We start from the raw sequence: 19,515 nt of genomic DNA, 5'->3' as shown, positions 1-19,515 counted from the left end.
GGTCAGTTCGGACGATTAGCCGATTTCGGCGCGAAGCGCGACAGGATCTGGATCAGCGACATGCAGCCCCAGGTGATGACGAAGGCGATGATGGCAAGGGCCGCCGGCTCATAGGCGCGGTTGGCTCCGACATTCTGCAAATAGGGGCCGAAAGCCGGCCGGTTCAGCAGGCTCGCCATCGTGAACTCGCCGATGACGATGGCGAATGTCAGGAAGGCGCCGGACAACACCGCAATCAGCACATTGGGAAGGATGACGCGGGTGATGATCGTGCCCCAGCCGGCTCCGAGGATCTGGGCCGCTTCCGTCAACGTCCGCACGTCGATGGTTCTGAGCCCCGTATCGACGGCACGATACATATAGGGCAGCGCCAAGGTCGCATAGCCGATGACCAGCAAGGCATTGGTTCCCATATCGGACCCGAGGAACGGCAAGGGTGAATTCGAGCCGTACATCCTGATATAGCCGAAGACGATGACGATGGCCGGAATGACCAACGGCAAAAGCGTGATGAACTCGACGATCGGCCTGAGCTGCGGCAGCCGCAATCGGATCCAGTAGGCTGCCGGCACCACGATCAGCACACCCAGAATAATGGTGAAGATGGCGGCGACCACCGAATACAGGAAGGTCGCCTGGAAACGCGCGTCGCCGAGCACGATCCGGTAGGCGTCGAAGGAATAGGCGCCGCGCCGCATGCGCATGGAAAATTCCACCGTCGCGATCAACGGGATGAAGAAATAGGCCGCGCCGAGGATGAAGACCACCCAGGCCCAGAATCTGCCCGACTTCATTTCAGCCACCTCTCGGAACGGGTCCGGAACCAGATGTAGAAGACATTGGCCAGGCCGGTGATGACGATCATGCCGAAGGCGATCGCGTAGCCGAGATGGGCATTGTGCAGCACGTCGCCGCGGATTTGCGCGTAGAGCAGGATCGGCACGATGTTGAGCGACGAGCCGGTCAGCGCATAGGCGGTGGCGATCGCCCCGAAGGCGTTGGCGAAAAGCAGGATCACGGTGCCGAGAAAACTCGGCCAGATCACAGGGATGACCACGATGCGCCAATATTGCGCGGTGGTCGCGCCAAGCGTGGCGGCAGCTTCACCCCATTCCTTCTTCAAGCCATCGATTGCCGGCGTGATGATGACCACCATCAGCGGTATCTGGAAATAGACATAGGTCAGCGTCAGGCCCCAGAAGGACAGGATGTTGAAGCCGTGGGCATAGATGTTGAGGCCGAACACGGTGTTCAGGATCACCGTGGCAAGACCGAGCCGGCCGAGCGTGGCGAGGAAGGCGAAGGCCAGCGGCACGCCGGCGAAATTGGAGGCGACGCCGGAAAAAGTCAGGGTGGCCGAGCGTATCCAGTCCGGCAGCCCGCCGCGCACGATGGCGATGGCGATGGCCAGGCCCGCGAAAGCGCCGATCAGCGCCGAGGCCAGGCTTACCTTGATCGATATCCAGTAAGCGGCAACGATCGACGGCTGCGCCAGAGCGACAATGTTCTCGAGCGTGAACTCGCCGGCATCATTCTGGAATGCGCCCAGCATCAGATAAAGCGTGGGCAAAATCAGGAACATGATGGCGAAGATGAAGAACGGAGCGACGCCTAGCCATTGCGTCGGCAATCGCAACGCGCGTGCCTCCGCGGGCGGCGCGGTCTTGCCTGCGGTATCGTGACTGGAAAGCGAGAGATCGGTCATGCGCCGGCTACCGTCTTCGAGGGGGAACCGGGCGGCCGCGAAGCCGCCCGGTGGATTCAACTGTTACTTGACGTTGGCACCGACAACGGAGTCCCAGTTCTTGGTGACGGCTTCCTTGGCCTTGCCCTGCTCGTCCAGCGTCGGGAACACCGCCGAAGCATAGGCTTCCGCCGGCGGCAGCTTGGCCAGGACGTCCGCCGGGATCTTGCCGTTCTTGGCGAGATCGTTGAAGCGGATCGGGTGGCAATAGCCCTTGAGCCAGCCGATCTGGCCTTCGTCTGAATAGAGGTATTCCATCCAGAGCTTGGCTGCGTTCGGATGCGGCGCATAGGCGCTGATCGCCTGCACGTAGACGCCGGCGACGACGCCGGTCTTCGGCACGACGACGTCGACCGGCGGGTTGCCCTTCAGCGTGTCACGGCCGGCGAGCGCGTTGTAGTCCCAGTTGATCAGGATCGGGGTCTGGCCCTGGGCGAGTGTCGCCGGCTTGCCGATGACCGGTACGAAGTTGCCGGCGGCATTGAGCTTCTTGAAGAAGTCGAGGCCGGCGGTGCCCGCGGCTTCGCCAGCCGCGGCTCCACTCGAAAGGCCAGCGGCATAGACCGCCTGGATGGCCTGGTTCGAAGCGCGCGGATCACCGGCGAGAGCCACCGAATTGGCGAATTCCGGCTTCAGCAGATCGGCCCAGTCAACAGGCGATTCCTTGACCAGATCCTTGTTCACCATCATCGCCAGAACGCCGTAGTAATCACCGTACCAGGCGCCGTCGGCATCCTTGGCGCTGTCGGGGATCGAGTCCCAGGTCGACACCTTGTAGGGCATCAGCAGGCCGTCGGCCTTGGCGGTCGGGCCGAAGGACAGGCCGACGTCGATGACGTCGGGCGCCTGCGGGCCCTTATTGTCCTTGTTGGCCTTGATCGCCTCGACCTCGTCGCCCGAGCCGGCGTCGGGGTTGAGCTCGTTGATGGTGATTTCCGGATATTTCGCCTTGAACCCGGCGATGACGTCGCCGTAACCGCACCAGTCATGCGGCAAAGCGATGGTGGTGAGCTGGCCTTCCGTCTTCGCGGCCTTGACGAGATCGTCCAGCGGAGCCGCGGACGAAATCACCGTCGACGCAAACAGCGCCGCGGCCGAAAGGGAAAGCACTTTCCCCGTGAATTTGAACATGTGTTCTCTCCGTTGAACTGACGCCGTTGGACGCCTGCGATGCGGTATCGTTTTCGTGTGACAGCCAGATGAAAGCTTTATGAAACCCCACCGCTGGCAGCACGAAAGTTAACTCCTTTTAATCGACTGTAGCAATTAGCCATCACTTAATTTTCCGGCTAATTACTTTTTGCTTTGCACTTCACCCTTTCCCCTTGGTTGCCCCTGATTTTCCAGATCAATTGTACCCTTAAAGCGGTATCACACCGTCCCGGCGATTGCATTTTCGAGCAGCGTCAGCGCTGCTTTCTTGGTCAGCTTGACCGGGTTGCCGCCGGCTGTCGGATCGACCACCGCCATATCGGCGATCAAGGCCTTGCGCTTCTTGTCCATGTCGAGCCCCTTGATCAGGCTTGGCAGCGCATGCGGCACCTTCAATTCCTTGCGAAGCTTGATGACAGCCTTGGCGAAGCCGTCGAAGCCGCCTCTTATGCCGCAATAGGCGGCGAGCCGCGCGATGCGGTCCTCGATCGCCTCGCGATTGAAGGCGAGCACATAGGGCATGAAAACCGCATTGGTCATGCCGTGATGGGTGTCGTAGAGCGCCCCGATGGGATGCGACAGCGAATGGATCGCCCCCAGCCCCTTCTGGAAGGCTGCCGCGCCCATCGCCGCGGCGCTCATCATGTTGGCGCGGGCGACCAGATCCCTGCCGTTGGCATAGGCCTTTGGCAGGTTCTCGAAGACAAGCCTGATGCCTTCCACGGCGATGCCGTCGGCCATCGGATGATAGCCCGGCGCGCAATAAGCCTCGAGGCAATGGGCCAGCGCGTCCATGCCGGTGCCGGCGGTGATGAAGCCCGGCATGCCGACCGACAGCTCCGGATCGGCAATGACGATCGCCGGCAGCAGCTTCGGATGGAAGATGACCTTCTTGGTGTGGGTCGCCTCGTTGGTGATGACGCCGGCGCGGCCGACTTCGGAGCCGGTGCCGGCCGTGGTCGGCACCGCTATGATCGGCGCGATCGCATCCGAGTTGGCGCGCGTCCACCAATCGCCGATGTCCTCGAAATCCCAGACCGGCCGCGTCTGTCCCGCCTGGAAGGCGATCAGCTTGCCGAGGTCGAGCGCCGAGCCGCCGCCAAAGGCGATGACGCCGTCATGCTTGCCCTTCTTGAACACCGCGATGCCGGCGGTGAGATTGGAATCGACCGGATTCGGCTTCACTTCGGAGAAAACGCCGTAGGGCACTTTTGCGTCATCGAGGATTTTCAGCGTCGAAGCGACGACCGGCAGTTTCGCCAGCCCCGGATCGGTGACGAAGAGCGGCCGCTTGATGCCGGTGGCGGCGAGCACCTCGGGCAATTCCTTGATGCGCCCGGCGCCGAAGCGGACGGTGGTGGGGTAGTTCCATTTGGAGATCAGCTTGGACATGTTTGTCTTTCAAAAAATCAGATGGCTTCGCGCAGGTGGAAGGATTTCGGCCGGGTCAGGTTGTCGTAGCCGATGGCGGACAAGCCGGCCCCCTTGCCGGTGTCCTTGACGCCGGTCCAGACCAGCGCCGGGTCGAGGTAGTCGCAGCGGTTCATGAACACCGTGCCGGTCTCGACGCGGTCGCCGATCGCCACCGCATGCTCGGTGTCGCGCGTCCAGATCGAGGCGGTCAGGCCGTAGGGGCTGTCGTTCATCAGCGCGATCGCCTCCTCGTCGTTGCGCACCTTCATGATGCCGACGATCGGGCCAAAACTTTCCTCGCGCATGACGCTCATCTGGTGGTCGACGTCGGTCAGTACTTCCGGCGCCAGATAGGGCGAGCCGGCCTTGTCTTGAGCCACCTTCATGTTGATATGCGCCTTGGCGCCCTTGCGCAGCGCCTCGGCCTTCTGCTCGCGGATCAAGTCGGCGAAACGGGCCTGCGCCATCGGCCCCATCGTCGTCGCCTGTTCGAGCGGGTTGCCGACGACATAGTGTTTCGTCTCGGCGATGAAGCCTGCGACGAATTCGTCATAGACCTTCTCATGCACATAGACGCGCTCGATGCCGCAGCAGCACTGGCCGGAATTGTAGAAGGCGCCATCGACCAGATTGGCGACTGCATGGTCAATCTTGGCGTCGGGCAGCACATAGGCAGGATCCTTGCCGCCAAGCTCCAACCCGAGCGTCATGAAGGTGCCGGCCGCTGCCTTTTCGATGGCGCGGCCGCCGGCGACCGAGCCGGTGAAATTGACGTGGTCGATCTTGCCCGAGCCAAGCAATTTTTCTGTCTGCGCGTGGTTCAGCACGATGTTCTGGAACACGCCCTTGGGCAGGCCGGCTTTGTCGAAAGCCTGTTGGAAACGCTCGCCGACAAGCAGCGTCTGCGCGGCGTGTTTGAGGATGACGGTGTTGCCGGCCATCAGCGCCGGCACGATCGTGTTGACCGCGGTGAGGTAAGGATAGTTCCACGGCGCGATCACCATGACCACGCCGAGCGGATCCTTCTTCACATAGCGGCGGAACCCGTCCTTCGGATTGGAAGCCGGGACCGATTTCAGCGCCGCCTCGGCGATCTCGACCATATAGCTGGTGCGTTCCTTGACGCCGCCGAACTCGCCGCCATAGCGCACCGGACGCCCCATCTGCCAGGCAATCTCCGGCACGATTTCGTCGGTCATGGCGACCAGCGTTTCGAGCATCGCCAGCATGTACTTGCCGCGCTCGACGATCGGCGTCCCGGCCCACTTCTCCTGCGCCGCTTTGGCGCGCTCGACAGCGGCATTGACCGCCTGGTCAGTGGCGATCGGACGCTCGGCATAGACCGAACCATCGATAGGGGATTTGAGTTTCACGATTTCCAAGAAGATGTCTCCATATCGAAAGGCAAAGCGTCAGCAGGCAAGGGCGCGAACATGCCCCGCTCTCGCATAATCCAGTATCGACTGATCGCGCGTCACGAGCGTCAGATCGAACGCCCGTGCCGTCGCGATCAATATTCTATCTGCCGGATCGCCGTGAAGCGATCCGGGCAAGAAGGACGATTCAATCAATAAGCCCGGCGAAAGAGCCTCTACCTTGATGCCTGGCGTGGCGATCACTTCCCCAAAAATGCTTGTTGGCGACTTTGCTGCCGCCAATCGGCCGTTGGCGCTCAGCAGGCCCAATTCCCAGGCCGATATGGGGGAAACCCGGATCTTCTCGTCAACAGCCGCGGCGGTATTGATCGCAGTCTTGGCTTCCGGCCTGATCGGCTCGTTCAGCGCTATCCATATGATCGCGCACGTGTCGAGCAGCAGCCTATGCGTCACGGCTGCACATCAGGCTCAAAAGCCGGCCTAGTGTAATCATGCCCTGGGCAAAGCGTAACCTTGCCTGTCCATATGCCGAAAAGCGGATGGTCGATATTTTCCCGTGGAAGTTCGTAGCTGGCCTGCGCTGGCTCCGCCATTCCCGGAGGAGTCTTGTCCATGGTAGCCATGTTCGGCTTTCGATAGCCCTCGGGCCATCCCTCCAGTTTAAAATCCACGCGTTCGTTCGCAAGGTCGACATGGGACGCCCGATAGTTTGCGCGCAACCAGGCGCGCGCCTGGCTGTGCCCGCTCGGGCTGTTCGCCCACCATTCCTGCCGCTGTCGCGCCGACGGTGGCAAGCGGCCGCCTATTACTTGCTCGATCTCCGCGAAGCTCATGGACATACGGCCTTGGCCCGAGAACAGAAGATGCTCGAAAAGCGGATGGTATTTGGTTCCGTCGGTCATTGTACAAATTTAGCCCAATCCGCGTTTCCGATCAAGGTAAAGATAGTAATATACTATCTTCTAATATCGCTCGAACCCACGATGCAGTTCCCAATCCGTAATGCGGCGGTCGTATTCGAACTGCTCCCATTTAGCGGTGTGGACGTAGTGTTCGAGCACGTCCTCGCCGAGCGCCTGTTTCAGCATCTTGGACTTGGCCAGCGTGTCGGTGGCGTCGCGCAGCGTCTTCGGGATCTCCGGCAGGCGCGAGGCCTGATAGGCGTCGCCGACGAAGGGCTTCTGCAGCTCCAGCTTCTCGTCGATGCCGGCAAGGCCGGCGGCGATCAACGCCGCGAAGGCGAGATAGGGGTTCAAGTCGGCGCCGCCGATGCGGCACTCCATGCGGATGCCCTTGGTGCCCTCGCCGCACAGGCGGAAGCCGGCGGTGCGGTTATCTTCGCTCCACATGATCTTGGTCGGCGCGAACGTGCCGGCCTGGAAGCGCTTGTAGGAATTGATGTAGGGCGCCAGGAACCAGGTGAACTCCTTGGCGTATTTGAGTTGACCCGCCGCCCACTGCTGGCCGAGGCTCGATAGCGTCCAGTCGGCTTGTCTGTCGAAGAAAAGCGGCGTCTTGCCGTCGGCGCTCCAGAGCGAATTGTGGATGTGGCTGGAATTGCCGGCGAGCCCGTAATTGTACTTGGCCATGAAGGAAATCGCCTTGCCTTCGGATTCGGCGATCTCCTTGGCGCCATTCTTCAGGATGACGTGGCGATCGGCCATGTCGAGGGCCTCGGCATAGCGCACATTGATCTCTTCCTGACCCGGCCCCCACTCGCCCTTCGAGTTCTCGATCGGGATGCCTGCCGCTTCCATTTCGTTGCGAAGCCGTCGCATGACGCCTTCTTCCTTGGTGGTGATGCCGATCTGATAGTCGCCGATATAGGGCGAGGCGGTGTCGAGGCCCTGCCAGTGCTTCTTGCGGGCGGAATCGTAGGTCTCGCTGAAGAGGTAGAATTCGAGCTCGGAGGCGAAATAGCCGATATAACCGCGCTCCGTCAGCCGCTTGACCTGCTTCTTCAGGATGGCGCGCGGGGAATGCGGCAGGTCGTCATGGGTGTGGTGATCGAGCACGTCGCAGATCACGAGCGCTGTCTTTTCCAGCCACGGAATGCGCCGCAGCGTCGCGAGGTCGGGCTTCATGACGAAATCGCCATAGCCCTTCGACCAGCTTGCCGCCTTATAGCCGGGCACCGGCTCCATATCGATGTCGGCGGCCAGGAGATAGTTGCAGCCATGCGTCTCGTCATGCGCGGAATCGACGAAGTACTGGGCCAGGAACCGTTTTCCCGCCAGCCGTCCCTGCATATCGACGATGCAGGCCAGCACCGTGTCGATCTCCCCGCCGGAAACCGCTTTCTTCAACTGATCGAACGAGAAATTTCCGGCCATTCCTTTGGCGCTCCAGTGCTTGTCATTTTGGGCTTGTCGATTTCGAAGGGTCGAAGCCATGGCCGGCGATGCGCGGGCCATGGCTGTGAGATGCTGGCCTCAGTGGCCGGTTTCGCCGACGGCCTGCTCAGCCGCCTTGATCGCCGCTTGGCGCGCCGCGATGATGTCGCCGAGCGGCGGACCCTGGAAGCGGTTGCGCTCGAAGGCAAACCAGACGATCGCGGTCAGGATGAAGAAGCCGACGGTGATGTAGAGCGCCCAGTCGTTCGGCGGCTGGATGCCAATGACGAAGATCAGGATCATCGACACGATCGACAGGACCGCAAACAGCATGAACACGCCGCGCCCCATGTTCCACGGTCCCATCTTGTCCCATTTGGGCGTGCCCCAGGCCAGCATGCCGAGCACGATCGGCACGGTGAAGGACAGGAACAGGAAGATGACGGTGCAGGACACCACGATGGTGTAGGCCGAGGTGCCGGCGACCGAAACCAGCGTCGAACCCCAGACGAACAGCACCGACAGGATCGATGCCGTCCAGATCGCGGCCACCGGCGTGCGGTAGGTCGGGCTGACCTTGGCCAGTGCCGACGAACCCGGCAGGCCGCCGTCACGCGAGAAGGCGAAGATCATGCGCGAGGCTGAGGTGACGGTGGCGAGGCCGCACAGCAGCTGAGCGATGAACACGACGAGATAGACGAACTCCTTGAGGCCAGGGCTGACGCGCTGGTCGAAGGCCCAGAAGAACACGTTCCAACCTTGCTTGGCGGCATCGTCCATGTTCGGGATCATCAGCACGAAGGCGGCCAGGAACAGATAGCCGAAGACCGCCGACCAGATCACCGACATGACCATGGCGCGCGGCACCGAGCTGGCCGCCTTGATGGTCTCCTCGGAGGTATGCGCCGAGGCGTCGTAACCGGTGATGGTATAGATCGGCAGCAGGAGGCCGAGCGCGAACACCCAGGCATTCGAAACCGACGGCCAGACGCCGCCTCCGGCATCGCCGGAGTAGTTATGGAAGGTGAACAGCCGGCTGAAATCCCAGGTTTCGGCGGAAAGCAGGCAGACCACTGCGATCAGGATCGAGCCGAAGAAGATGAGGTAGCCCGAGAAGTCGGTGAGCTTGGCCGTCAGCTTGATGCCGAGATGGTTGATGAGCGCCTGGGCGCCGGTGATAATGACCAGAAAGATCATCTGGTTGGTCAGCGTGCCTTCGATGCCGAGCGCCGGTCCGAAGGCACCGATGAAGAATGTCCAGGTGCCGACATTGATGGCGCCGAGCACGGTGATCAGGCCGAGCAGGTTGAGCCAGGCCGTGACCCAGCCGGTGCCGCGGTTGCCCAGGATCGAGCCCCAATGATAGAGCCCGCCTGCCGTCGGATAGGCCGAGCTGATCTGCGACATGGCGACGGCGAACGTCAACGAGACGAAGCAGCCGACCAGCCAGCCGATGCCGATGCCGATGCCGCCGGCGCCCGACGTTGCCTGCGCCAGCGAATTGATGCCGCCCGACAGGATGCAGATGATGGAGAAGGAAACGGCGAAGTTCGAAAAGCGGCTGAGGCGCCGCTCCAGTTCCTGGGCGTAGCCCATGCTGTGGAGGACCTTGACGTCCTCCGCCTTGTCAACTTCGGTATATCCAGGTGCTGCCATTTTTAGTCCCCTTGCGTTCTCAGCTAGCCGATTGAACTGACTTTCCCGTTGCGTGTTCCCTGGCGCCTCTGGTCTCCTCGGGCTCCAGATCCGAAAAGATGCCTGTGAGCAAATCCGCCCATTTCCGCTGCCCGGTCTCGCCGGAGATTTCATCGTTGCGGATTTCGATCATCGCGCAGGGCAGCCCGCGCGGGCGCGCATGGCGTTCCAGCGTGAAATAGACGCGGTCGGCCGGCGAATAGGGTTCGTTGACGCCGACGGTGATGCCGGCAAGGTGCCGCAGCGCCGATATCAGCGGCGCTGCCAGCCGGCGGTCGTCATCGTGGATGATGCCGATATGCCAGGGCCGGTCTCGGCCTTTGTAGACCGGCGTGAAGGAATGCACCGATACCAGCCGCGTCTCCTGGCCGCGCGCCAGCCTGTCTTCGACAATATGCTCGATGGCGTTATGAAACGGCTGCCAGGACAGGGCGACCCGCGCCGCGCGCTGCTTTTCCGACAGGCCGGTGTTGCCCGGTATGGCTGTGGTTTCGCTGACCGGCGGCACCAGGTCCGGCGCGTCAAGCGGCCGGTTGCAGTCGATGACGAGACGCGAAATGCAGGTTTCGACCAGCGTCGCATCGAGCGACTGCGCCATGCGCAGCGCAACGGGCAGCGCGCCCGGGTCCCAGGCGATGTGACGCGACAGGTCCTCGGCGGTGAGGCCGAGCGTGCCGAATTCGGCGGGCAGGAAATTGGAGGCGTGGTCGCAGGTGAGCACGAAGGGACTCGATCCGCCCGGGTTGGTCACCCTTACGGCATCAGGCGATGCAAGGCTGGCGGGCCGTGCTTTCTCCATAGTCTGCGGTCCCCGGGGAGCGCTGTATCGTATGTTACGTATTTTGCCTCATTGCGTCCCTATGGATGATTTCATACAGTTTGCCCGGCTTTGTCAAATGCGATTTGGGGAAAACACCGTCGGCCGGGCCATGGATGGGAAAGATGATTTCCAGTATTGCCGAATTGATCGCCGACCGCATCGGCACAATGCCGGCCGGCGAGCGGCGCGCGGCCCAGACGCTGATAGCGAGCTATCCGATGATCGGTCTGAAGACTGTCGCCGAATTCTCGTCCGCGGCCGGCGTGTCCTCGCCGACGATCCTGCGTTTCGTCGCCAGGCTCGGCTTCCAGAACTATCCGGAGTTCCAGTCGAGCCTGCAGGACGAACTGGCGGCGCAATTGCAGTCCCCCGCGACCCGCACGCTCAATCCGCCCTTGCCCGGCGGCACGGCGTCGCCGATGCTGGAGGCAACGCTCGACAATATGCGCGAGACGTTCCGGCACCTGTCCGACAAGCAGCTTGCCGACATCGCGTCCCGCCTCGCAGAGCGTCGCGGCAAGACATTCCTGATCGGCGGCCGCTTCACCGATCCGCTGGCGCGCTACATGGCCGCCCACCTTGCCATCATCCAGCCTGACGTCATTCACCTCGCCGGTCAGGAAAGCATGTGGCGCGACAGGCTGATCGACATGGGCAAGCGCGACGTGCTGGTCATTTTCGACATCAGGCGCTACCAGGACAGCCTCATCCGCTTCGCCGAGAAGGCGCATCAGCGTGGCGTGCAGATCGTGTTGTTCACCGACCAGTGGCTGTCGCCGATCGCCCGCTTCGCCCGTCACGTCATCGCCGGGCGAACCGCCGTGCCTTCGGCGTGGGACTCCTCGGCGGCGCTCTTCGTCGTCGCCGAAACGCTGATCGGCGCCGTCACAAGGCAACTCGAGGCCGACGGCGCCCGGCGCATCCGCGAGATGGAAGGCCTGCGTTGATGCAGCCCGGGATAAGTCTGGAACGATTTCGGTCCGAAACTGGCGTCGGGGCGGCATAGCCACCGTTGTAATCTCGAAAGCCCGGCTCGAAGTGAACTAAAAAATCAAAACGGCACGAACACCGGCAACGTTACGCATATTTAATGTGCGCGGACACTGAAGAATTGTCATAAAGGCACGATATCGGGGGCTTGCTTCTTGCCTTAGAATAGCCCCGCTGCGTCTGCTTATTTCGGGAAACCGGTGGACGGAAGGATTGTTTTGCCAACCGGAGTGCCGATGGCCGCCTGGAAACAGATACTTTTCGCCCTTGTGGTGCTGGTGGTGGCGGTTGCCGCCTGGCTGCGCTTTTTCCCGGGCGCGCCGGACGTGCTGGCGCGCTGGGGAATAGACTGGGCCTACGCGGCAACGCCTCCGGCTGAAACCGGCGCCGGCACGAAATCCGCTGGCGGCGAGCGAGCCCGTCAGGTCAACGTCGTCGTCGTGCCCGCTATTTCCGCGACCATAAACGATCGGCTCCAGGCCATAGGCACCGGCCGCGCCAATGCGTCGGTAACGGTCAATCCCTACTCCTCCGGCCGTCTCGCCGAATTGCTGGTTTCGTCCGGCACCCATGTCGACAAGGGACAGGTCATCGCGACTCTTGATTCCGAGACCGAAGTGATCGCCCAGGACCGTGCCCGGCTCGCGCTTCAGGACGCACAGGCCAAGCTCGACCGGGTCAGGTCGCTGCGCGCCTCCAATGCGGCGACACCGGTCGCCGTCGCCGATGCCGAAGTGGTGCTGGCCGGTGCCAAGCTGGCGCTACAGGATGCGGAACTCGCCCTGCACCGCCGGTCTGTTCTCGCCCCGATCTCCGGCACGGTCGGCATCCTGCCGATCTCCGCCGGCAATTATGTGACCAACCAGTCGGCGATCGCCACGCTCGACGACCGTTCCTCGATCCTTGTCGATTTCCTGGTGCCGGAACGCTTCGCGGCCGCCGTCAAGATCGGCGCGCAATTGTCGGCGACGCCGATCGCCAACCCCGGCAACAGCTATACCGGCACGGTTTCGGCCATTGACAACCACATCGACGAGAACAGCCGTACGCTTCTGGTCAAGGCGACGATCGCCAACCCGGCCGATTCGCTGCGCGCCGGCATGTCGTTCGCCATCACCATGAAGTTCCCCGGCGAGACCTATCCCGCCGTCAGCCCGCTGGCGATCCTGTGGGGCTCGGAGGGCGCTTACGTCTGGGCGGTCGAGAACGGCAAGGCCAAGCGGGTGCCGGTGCGCATCATCCAGCGCAACACCGAAACCGTGTTGATCGACGCGGAACTGGACAGTGGCGACATGGTGGTGACCGAAGGCACCCAGAGCGTCAGCGAGGGAGGCGAAGTCCGCATCGCTCGCGGAGAGCAGCGCGCCGCGAACGCGGCCGAAGGCTCATGACCGGAGCCGTCAACGCCGCCAGCGAGACCGGCTTTACCGCCCTGTTCATCCGTAGGCCGGTCATGGCCTTGGTGCTGAATGTCCTCATCGCGGTCGCCGGCGTCGCCGCCTTCTATGGCGTCGAGATCCGCGAACTGCCTGACGTCGACCGCGCCGTCGTCACCGTTTCCACGACTTTCGAAGGCGCGGCGGCCGAAACGGTCGATCGCGAACTGACCGATACCATCGAGGGAGCTGTTGCCCGCGTTTCCGGCGTCAAGTCGATCTCCTCGACCTCCTCCTTCGGCTCGAGCCGCGTCACCATCGAATTCAACGACGGCGTCGATCTCAATGTCGGGGCCTCGGATGTGCGGGATGCCGTCGGCCGCGTCGCCAACCAGATGCCGGAGACGGCCGATCCGCCGCGCATCGTCAAGGCCGACGCCAACTCCGACCCCGTGATGCGCCTGGCCGTCACCTCCGACACCATGTCGGTACAGGACATGACCGTTGTGGTCCAGGACCAGATCGAGGACGAACTGGCTGCCGTTCCAGGCGTCGCGGACGTCCAGGTCTATGGCGACCGCGACAAGATCTTCCGCATCGACGTCGACCAGAACAAGCTCGCCAGCCTGGGCTTCACCGTCGCCGACCTCAGGACCGCCCTTGCCTCGGTCGCCTTCGATTCACCCGCCGGCTCGATCACCACGACCAATCAGGACCTGATCGTTCGCACCACGGCCGATGTGACGACGCCGGAAGAATTCGAGAACATCATCATTGGCGGCACGACGCGCATCCGCGATGTCGCTACCGTCACGCTCGGCCCCGACATCGGCCAGACCACGTTGCGTTCGGACGGCAAGACCGGCATCGGCATCGGCATCATCCGCCAGGCGGAATCGAACACGCTGGATATCTCCACCGGCGTCAAGGCCGCCGTCGAGAAATTGCAGGCAAACCTGCCGGAAGGCATGTCGATCAAGGTCACCAGCGACGACGCGGTGTTCGTCAACGGCGCCGTGCACGAGGTGGAGATCGCGCTCGCGCTTTCCGTCTCCATCGTTCTGGTCGTCATTTATGCCTTTCTTCTCGACTGGCGCGCCACGCTCATTCCGGGCCTGTCGATGCCCGTCGCCATGATCGGCACCATTGCGGCGATCTATCTCGCTGGTTTCTCGATCAACATCCTGACGCTGCTGGCCCTGGTGCTGGCGACGGGGCTTGTCGTCGATGACGCGATCGTCGTTTTGGAAAACATCGTGCGGCGGCGCAATCAAGGCATGGGGCCGCGTGCCGCCGCCGTGCTCGGCGCACAGGAGGTGTTCTTCGCCGTCATCGCCACCACCCTGACGCTGGTTGCCGTCTTCGTGCCGATCTCCTTCCTGCCGGGCCAGACCGGCGGCCTGTTCCGCGAATTCGGCTTCGTGCTCGCCATGTCGGTGCTGTTGTCCTGCGTGGTCGCGCTGACGCTTTGCCCCATGCTTGCCTCGCGCATGCTGTCCAGTGCCGCCCTCCACCACGAGGGCGGCAACGGCGTCGGCGCACGCATCGGCGGCGCGCTGAACGCGGCCTATCGGCGCAGCCTGCATGTCTGCCTCGATGCGCCGTGGATCGTGGTGCTGGTGGCGCTGCTGTTCGCCGGCACCGCATTCGCGCTGTTCGGCACCATCCGCCAGGAATTGACGCCGACCGAGGATCGCGCGGTCGTGCTGCTTCGCATCAGCGCCCCGCAAGGCGTCAGCCTCGACTACACGACGCAGCAGATGCAGAAGATCGAAAAGCTGATCCAGCCGCTGCGCGATTCCGGCGAAATCGTCAGCACTTTCGAGAGTGCTGGCCAGAACGGCGCCTATAATTCAGGCTTCATGGTGATGACGCTGGCGCCGTGGGACGAGCGCAGCCGTAGCCAGCAGGAGATCATGGCCGAGATCAGCCAGCTCACCCGCCAGGTGCCCAGCGTGCGCATCTTCCCGGTGCAGCCCAACAGCCTCGGCATCCGTGGCGCCGGCAACGGCCTGCAGTTTGCGCTGGTCGGCAACGACCGCAAGGCGCTCGGCGACGCGGCCGTCAAGATCATCGCCGAGATGCAGAAGGATCCGCGTTTCCAGACGCCACGCCTTTCCATCGACCCAACGCAACCGCAGCTTTCCGTTGCCATCGACCGCGAGCGCGCCTCCGATCTCGGCATCGACATCACAGGACTGGCCAACACCATGCAGGCCATGCTCGACGGCAACGACGTCGTCGATGTCTACATCGCCGACCGCAGCTACGGGGTGAAGCTGGTTTCGACCACCAACCCGATCAACGATCCGACGGACCTGGAGAACGTCTTCCTGAAGACGGCTGACGGCCGTTTCGTGCCGATGTCGACCATAGCCACGCTGACCGAGCGTGCCGTGCCGCCCTCGCTGTCGCGCGAGCAGCAGCAGCCGTCGGTGGCGATCACGTCCAACCTCGGCGGCGATTTCGCGCTCGGCTCGGCCCTTACGCGCGCCGAGGAGATCGCAACGCCGCTTCTGCCGCCGGGCAGCCGCATCGTGCCGTTGGCCGAGGCGGCGACGCTGGGTGAGACCAACAGCGCCATGGTCACCATCTTCGGTTTTGCCCTGGTCATCATCCTGCTGGTGCTTGCCGCGCAATTCGAGAGCTTCGTCAGCGCCGTTATCATTATGGCGACAGTGCCGCTCGGCCTCGCCTGCGCCATCTTCGCGCTCCTGCTCTCGGGCACCAGCCTCAACGCCTACAGCCAGATAGGCCTGGTGCTGCTGGTCGGCGTCATGGCCAAGAACGGCATCCTGATCGTCGAATTCGCAAACCAGCTGCGTGATCGCGGACTGGGCGTGCGCGAGGCGATCGAACAGGCTTCGACCATTCGCTTGCGCCCGGTGATGATGACCATGATCTGCACCGTGCTCGGCGGCGTGCCGCTGGTGCTGGCGGCGGGCGCCGGTGCCGAGGCCCGTATCGCGCTCGGCTGGGTGATCGTCGGCGGACTGGGGCTGGCCACCGTCTCGACGCTGTTCCTGACCCCCGTCGCCTATCTCTTGCTCGGCCGCTTCGTCACGCCGAAGACCCACGAGGAGGCGCGGCTGAAGCGCGAACTCGAGGAAGCCGCCTACACCGATGTGGAGCCGGCTGAGTAGGGAAATCCAGAAGACCGTGTAGCGGGTCCGGAATTTTCGTGGGGAAACAGCCTGCTATTTCAAGAGACGGCCCTCGATCGACCAGCGCGCGGCGAGGAAATTCAGCACCGCCGCCACAACCACCCCGCCGATCTTTGCCGGCCACACGCCGACGACGCCGGCGAACAGCGCGATCGCAAGGCTGGAGACACCAAGCGAAATCAGCGCGCCGAGCGAGGCGAAGCGAAGAAAGGCATGATGCAGCCGGATGGTCGGATCGCGCTCGAACGACCAGAAGCCGTTGGCCGCGAAGGAGAAGGTGACGGCAATGAACCAGGACGCAACGTTGGCGGGCAGCGGCGGCACGTGCAGCTTGAGCAGCAGAAAGAAACCGGCAAGGTCGATGGCCGTGTTCACCAGGCCGACAATGGCGAAGCGGATAATCTTGTTGCCGGTCGAACGCCGGGACTGATCGGCACTCATGCTGTGCCGTCCATGATGCCGACACGCGCGCGAGCCAGGTTTGCGCCGAAATGATCGGAGGCGAGAACCGCGAATTCGACTTCGCGCACATCTTGCATCGGGTCGCGTGCACGCAACGTCTCGTCGACATGCCCGGGATGGCACATGAACAGTCCCTCTTCCGGCAGGCTTTCAACGGCGGTTTGCAGGGCGGGCGCGAACTTTTCCGGCTGCCGCCAGTCATAGATGCCGGCGAGCGGCGCCCTCACGGTGAAGCCGGCGCGCCGCATGGATCGGTTGAAACCAGTTGCCAGGGCGGCGATCGCCGCAATTTTCGATGCCGCCGCTCCGCTGCCGGCCAGTGCCGGCGCGCCGCGCAGCCACGGTCTGCCGGCATCTCCGGCGAAACGCCCCCGCAGCCATTTGCGCACGACAGGCAGGAAATGCACATGCTGGTGGCCGTCGATGAAATCGGGCCGGCGCCCGAGCGCCTCGACGAAGCGGCCAAATTGGGCGTCGAGCTCGGCATGGACGTCGCAGGTCTCGATGCTGCCGCGCAGGATCGGCAATGCCAGCGAGCGGAGCGGCGGCAGCCGGCCTTCCGGTGCCAGGCTCGACGGGCCGGTCACGGCCGGCTGGTCCGTCAAGGACAGATGCAGGCCGACGGCGACCCGGCCGCACAGCGGCTTGATGCGTTCCGCCTCCCCCGGCCATTCCGCGAAACCGGTCATGCAACCGGTGCCCGTTAGCCGCCCGCGATCGAGCAGGTCGAGGATCGCCGCCGAGACGCCGGGCGCCAGGCCATAATCGTCGGCGATCAGGCGGATGCCGCGCATCATGCCCCGGAAACGCCCGGCGCCGACCTGGCGGGAACATCGCTGCGCACGATATCGCGCACGATGTAGACCGGGCGATCCTTGCTTTCGCTGAGCGTGACCCAGACATATTCACCGATCAGCCCGAGAAGTGTCAGGTTGAGGCCGCCGAGCAGCACCACGGCGACCAGCAGGCTCGGATAGCCTGGAACGGCAATGCCGTAGAACAGCACCTCGAAGAGCACTTTCGCGCCGTAGACCGCGCCGGCAAACGCCGCAAGCAGTCCGCTGAGGCTGATCAGGCGCAGCGGAATCACCGAAAAGGACGTAAACCCCTCTAGCGAAAAGGCGACCAGGTTGAGCCGGCTCCATTTCGACTTGCCGCTGGCGCGGTTTTCCGGCGAATAGGATATGGCCTTCTGGCGGAAGCCGGCCCAGGCGAACAGGCCCTTGTTGAAGCGCCTTTTGTCGCGCAGGCTGGTCAATGCGCGCGCCACGGTGCCGCGCATGACACGAAAATCGCCTGCATTCTCGGGTATATCGAACCGCTGGCTGCTGTTGATCAGACTGTAGAACAGTTTCGCCAACTGGCTGCGCCGCCAGCTTGCCCCGCGCCGGTCGTTCTGCGCGTAGACGACGTCGACGTCCGGATTCTCAGCCAGCTCGACGATCATCTTCAGGCTGGTCTCCAGGGAGTGCTGCAGATCCGCGTCCATGACAAGCACCATGTCGCCCCGCGAGTGGTCGAGGCCGGCGAGCACGGCGACCTCCTTGCCGAAATTGCGGCTGAGGCGCACGATTTCCCAGGATCCCGAAAGTGCCTGCGAAAACCGCCCGGCGCTATCGTCCCGGCTGCCGTCGTCGACCAGGATCTTGTGGACTTGCATGCCGAAGCGGCTCGACACCGCCGCCTCGAGCGCGTCGAGCAATGCCGCGAAAGCCGTCGCCGATTGCGCCTCGTTGAAGAACGGCGCCACGATATCGAGTGTCGGGCGCATCTCAGCCATGGGCGACAGGCTCCGCATTCACCAATTTTTGCCGCGCCTTGGCCCAGAACCACCATATCAGGAAGCAGGCGATGAAAGTGACCGTGATCGGCCGAAACCAGGGATAGAGAAAGTCATGCATGTGGCGCTCGACACCGGTCAAACCTGTCAGGAATAAAGTCATGGACAGCACGCAGGCCAGGACGCCACCTTTTTCTTCGCGCCACAACAGGGCAATGGCAAGGCCGGCGGGTACCGCGATCATCGCATAGGTGTTGGGCTCGACGCGCGGGTTGAAGACGCACATGTAGAAGGCGGCCGCCAGGAAGATCGCGAGTCCGGCCGCTCCTTGTTCGAGCTTGCGGTCGAACCAGAGCACGATCGAGAGCGTCAGCAGGCCGATCACGACGCGCACCGCCGTGGCAGCCGAGTCCGGAACGGGCAGCCCCATCTCGATAAAGGGCGCGGTGAAATCGGTAGGAACAAAATGGCTGGTCTTGTCGACGGCCATCGACGTCAGCATGCGGGCGAAATCGCCATACTGCTCGTTCAGGTAGCCGGCGGGAGCGAAAGCGTAGGGTATGGCGAGCACGAACAGCACCGCCAGCACAAGGGCCGGTATCAGCCGCGGGCGCAACGCCCCCACCAACAGCAGCATGATGATCGCGGTCGGCTTGGCCGTTATGGCAAGCGAGGCCCAGAAAAACGTCTCCGCACGCCGTCCTTCCAGTGCCGACAGGGTCAAGAGCCAGCAGGCGCCGGTCAGCAGGATTGTCGCCTGCCCGTTGCGGATGGCGCCCAGCGTCATCGGCAAAGCGAGGAAGAGGCCGAAGGAAAGCAGCCAGGTCTGCTCCTGTCCGCCCAGCTCGCGCACCTGCCGCGCCGCGGCAAGGGTGAGAACGGCGAAACCGAGGGCATGCCAGACCAGCCCGCCAAGATGCGGTCCCAGATTCAAGAACGGAATATAGAGCGCGGCGAAGGCGGGCGTGTAAAGGTATCCCATCTCGGACTCGAGGTCGTAGAGCGGCCGGCCGGCGAGAAACTCCACACTGCCATATCTGTAGGCGTGCAACACGGTGCGCGCATCGGGCGACCACAGGACCAGGCCAAGCACGACCGCGAATGCCCCGATCCACAGGCCAAGCCCCAGACGGTCGAAAACCGGCTTGGAAATCCTCATCAAGCACCCCACACCAATCCGGAACAGGCCCGGTCCAGCACTGTTCCAGCG

At 63.2% G+C, this 19,515-nt stretch carries 17 protein-coding genes; 3 read left to right on the top strand and 14 right to left on the bottom strand.

What is annotated here, in order from left to right; translation table 11 throughout:
- Nucleotides 1–2: 2 nt before the first annotated feature.
- From FJ946_RS11885 to FJ946_RS11840, 10 genes are all read right to left on the bottom strand, one after another.
- The gene (locus FJ946_RS11885) at nt 3–794 is read right to left on the bottom strand and encodes an ABC transporter permease (protein WP_140513696.1); all 792 of its coding nucleotides are present in this window, start codon (nt 792–794) and stop codon (nt 3–5) included.
- Nucleotides 791–1,705, bottom strand: coding sequence for an ABC transporter permease subunit (locus FJ946_RS11880; protein ID WP_140513697.1), 915 nt, complete (start codon nt 1,703–1,705; stop codon nt 791–793). Before FJ946_RS11880 ends, FJ946_RS11885 begins: the two co-directional genes overlap by 4 nt.
- A gap of 63 nt (nt 1,706–1,768) precedes the next feature.
- Entirely contained in the window at nt 1,769–2,875 is a 1,107-nt protein-coding gene (locus tag FJ946_RS11875) for an ABC transporter substrate-binding protein (RefSeq protein WP_140566180.1), read from the bottom strand.
- Between the two features lie 240 nt (nt 2,876–3,115).
- The gene (locus tag FJ946_RS11870) at nt 3,116–4,288 is read right to left on the bottom strand and encodes an iron-containing alcohol dehydrogenase (protein WP_140556534.1); all 1,173 of its coding nucleotides are present in this window, start codon (nt 4,286–4,288) and stop codon (nt 3,116–3,118) included.
- Between the two features lie 17 nt (nt 4,289–4,305).
- Nucleotides 4,306–5,691: an aldehyde dehydrogenase family protein gene (locus FJ946_RS11865; protein WP_140556532.1), complete on the bottom strand. Its 1,386-nt coding sequence runs from the start codon at nt 5,689–5,691 to the stop codon at nt 4,306–4,308.
- Nucleotides 5,692–5,721: 30 nt separating this feature from the next.
- Nucleotides 5,722–6,138 (bottom strand): type II toxin-antitoxin system VapC family toxin, encoded by a 417-nt coding sequence (locus tag FJ946_RS11860; protein ID WP_140522425.1) that lies wholly within the window; start codon nt 6,136–6,138, stop codon nt 5,722–5,724.
- Entirely contained in the window at nt 6,135–6,587 is a 453-nt protein-coding gene (locus tag FJ946_RS11855; RefSeq protein ID WP_140522427.1) for a hypothetical protein, read from the bottom strand. Before FJ946_RS11855 ends, FJ946_RS11860 begins: the two co-directional genes overlap by 4 nt.
- A gap of 60 nt (nt 6,588–6,647) precedes the next feature.
- Entirely contained in the window at nt 6,648–8,018 is a 1,371-nt protein-coding gene (locus FJ946_RS11850; RefSeq protein WP_140496308.1) for a glutamine synthetase family protein, read from the bottom strand.
- 99 nt (nt 8,019–8,117) lie between these two features.
- Nucleotides 8,118–9,674, bottom strand: coding sequence for an amino acid permease (locus tag FJ946_RS11845; RefSeq protein ID WP_140496309.1), 1,557 nt, complete (start codon nt 9,672–9,674; stop codon nt 8,118–8,120).
- A 19-nt stretch (nt 9,675–9,693) separates the two neighbouring features.
- Nucleotides 9,694–10,512 carry an N-formylglutamate amidohydrolase gene (locus FJ946_RS11840; RefSeq protein ID WP_140556530.1) on the bottom strand — a complete coding sequence of 273 codons (819 nt, stop codon included), beginning with the start codon at nt 10,510–10,512 and terminating at the stop codon, nt 9,694–9,696.
- A 143-nt stretch (nt 10,513–10,655) separates the two neighbouring features.
- On the opposite strand from FJ946_RS11840, the gene FJ946_RS11835 reads away from it, so the two are divergent.
- The 3 genes from FJ946_RS11835 (at nt 10,656) to FJ946_RS11825 (ending at nt 16,042) form a co-directional block, all read left to right on the top strand.
- Nucleotides 10,656–11,480: a MurR/RpiR family transcriptional regulator gene (locus tag FJ946_RS11835; protein WP_140496311.1), complete on the top strand. Its 825-nt coding sequence runs from the start codon at nt 10,656–10,658 to the stop codon at nt 11,478–11,480.
- Between the two features lie 279 nt (nt 11,481–11,759).
- On the top strand, nt 11,760–12,914 hold the full coding sequence (locus FJ946_RS11830; RefSeq protein ID WP_140496312.1) for an efflux RND transporter periplasmic adaptor subunit: 1,155 nt from the start codon (nt 11,760–11,762) through the stop codon (nt 12,912–12,914).
- Nucleotides 12,911–16,042 carry an efflux RND transporter permease subunit gene (locus FJ946_RS11825; protein ID WP_140566178.1) on the top strand — a complete coding sequence of 1,044 codons (3,132 nt, stop codon included), beginning with the start codon at nt 12,911–12,913 and terminating at the stop codon, nt 16,040–16,042. The genes FJ946_RS11830 and FJ946_RS11825 overlap by 4 nt, the downstream gene beginning before the upstream one ends.
- A 54-nt stretch (nt 16,043–16,096) precedes the next feature.
- On the opposite strand, the gene FJ946_RS11820 is transcribed toward FJ946_RS11825, so the two are convergent.
- From FJ946_RS11820 to FJ946_RS11805, 4 genes are read right to left on the bottom strand one after another with little or no spacing between them, the layout of a single operon-like run.
- Nucleotides 16,097–16,504, bottom strand: coding sequence for a GtrA family protein (locus FJ946_RS11820; protein WP_140556527.1), 408 nt, complete (start codon nt 16,502–16,504; stop codon nt 16,097–16,099).
- A complete protein-coding gene (locus tag FJ946_RS11815; RefSeq protein WP_140566175.1) occupies nt 16,501–17,322 on the bottom strand; it encodes a ChbG/HpnK family deacetylase in 822 nt (273 codons plus the stop codon). The genes FJ946_RS11820 and FJ946_RS11815 overlap by 4 nt, the downstream gene beginning before the upstream one ends.
- Nucleotides 17,319–18,305 (bottom strand): glycosyltransferase family 2 protein, encoded by a 987-nt coding sequence (locus FJ946_RS11810; protein ID WP_140566173.1) that lies wholly within the window; start codon nt 18,303–18,305, stop codon nt 17,319–17,321. Before FJ946_RS11810 ends, FJ946_RS11815 begins: the two co-directional genes overlap by 4 nt.
- The gene (locus FJ946_RS11805) at nt 18,298–19,464 is read right to left on the bottom strand and encodes a glycosyltransferase family 87 protein (protein WP_140566170.1); all 1,167 of its coding nucleotides are present in this window, start codon (nt 19,462–19,464) and stop codon (nt 18,298–18,300) included. The genes FJ946_RS11810 and FJ946_RS11805 overlap by 8 nt, the downstream gene beginning before the upstream one ends.
- Between the last annotated feature and the right edge of the window lie 51 nt (nt 19,465–19,515).

Source organism: Mesorhizobium sp. B2-4-7, from assembly GCF_006442685.1.
Lineage (GTDB): Bacteria > Pseudomonadota > Alphaproteobacteria > Rhizobiales > Rhizobiaceae > Mesorhizobium.
This window is presented reverse-complemented; position numbering and strand designations above follow the sequence as displayed.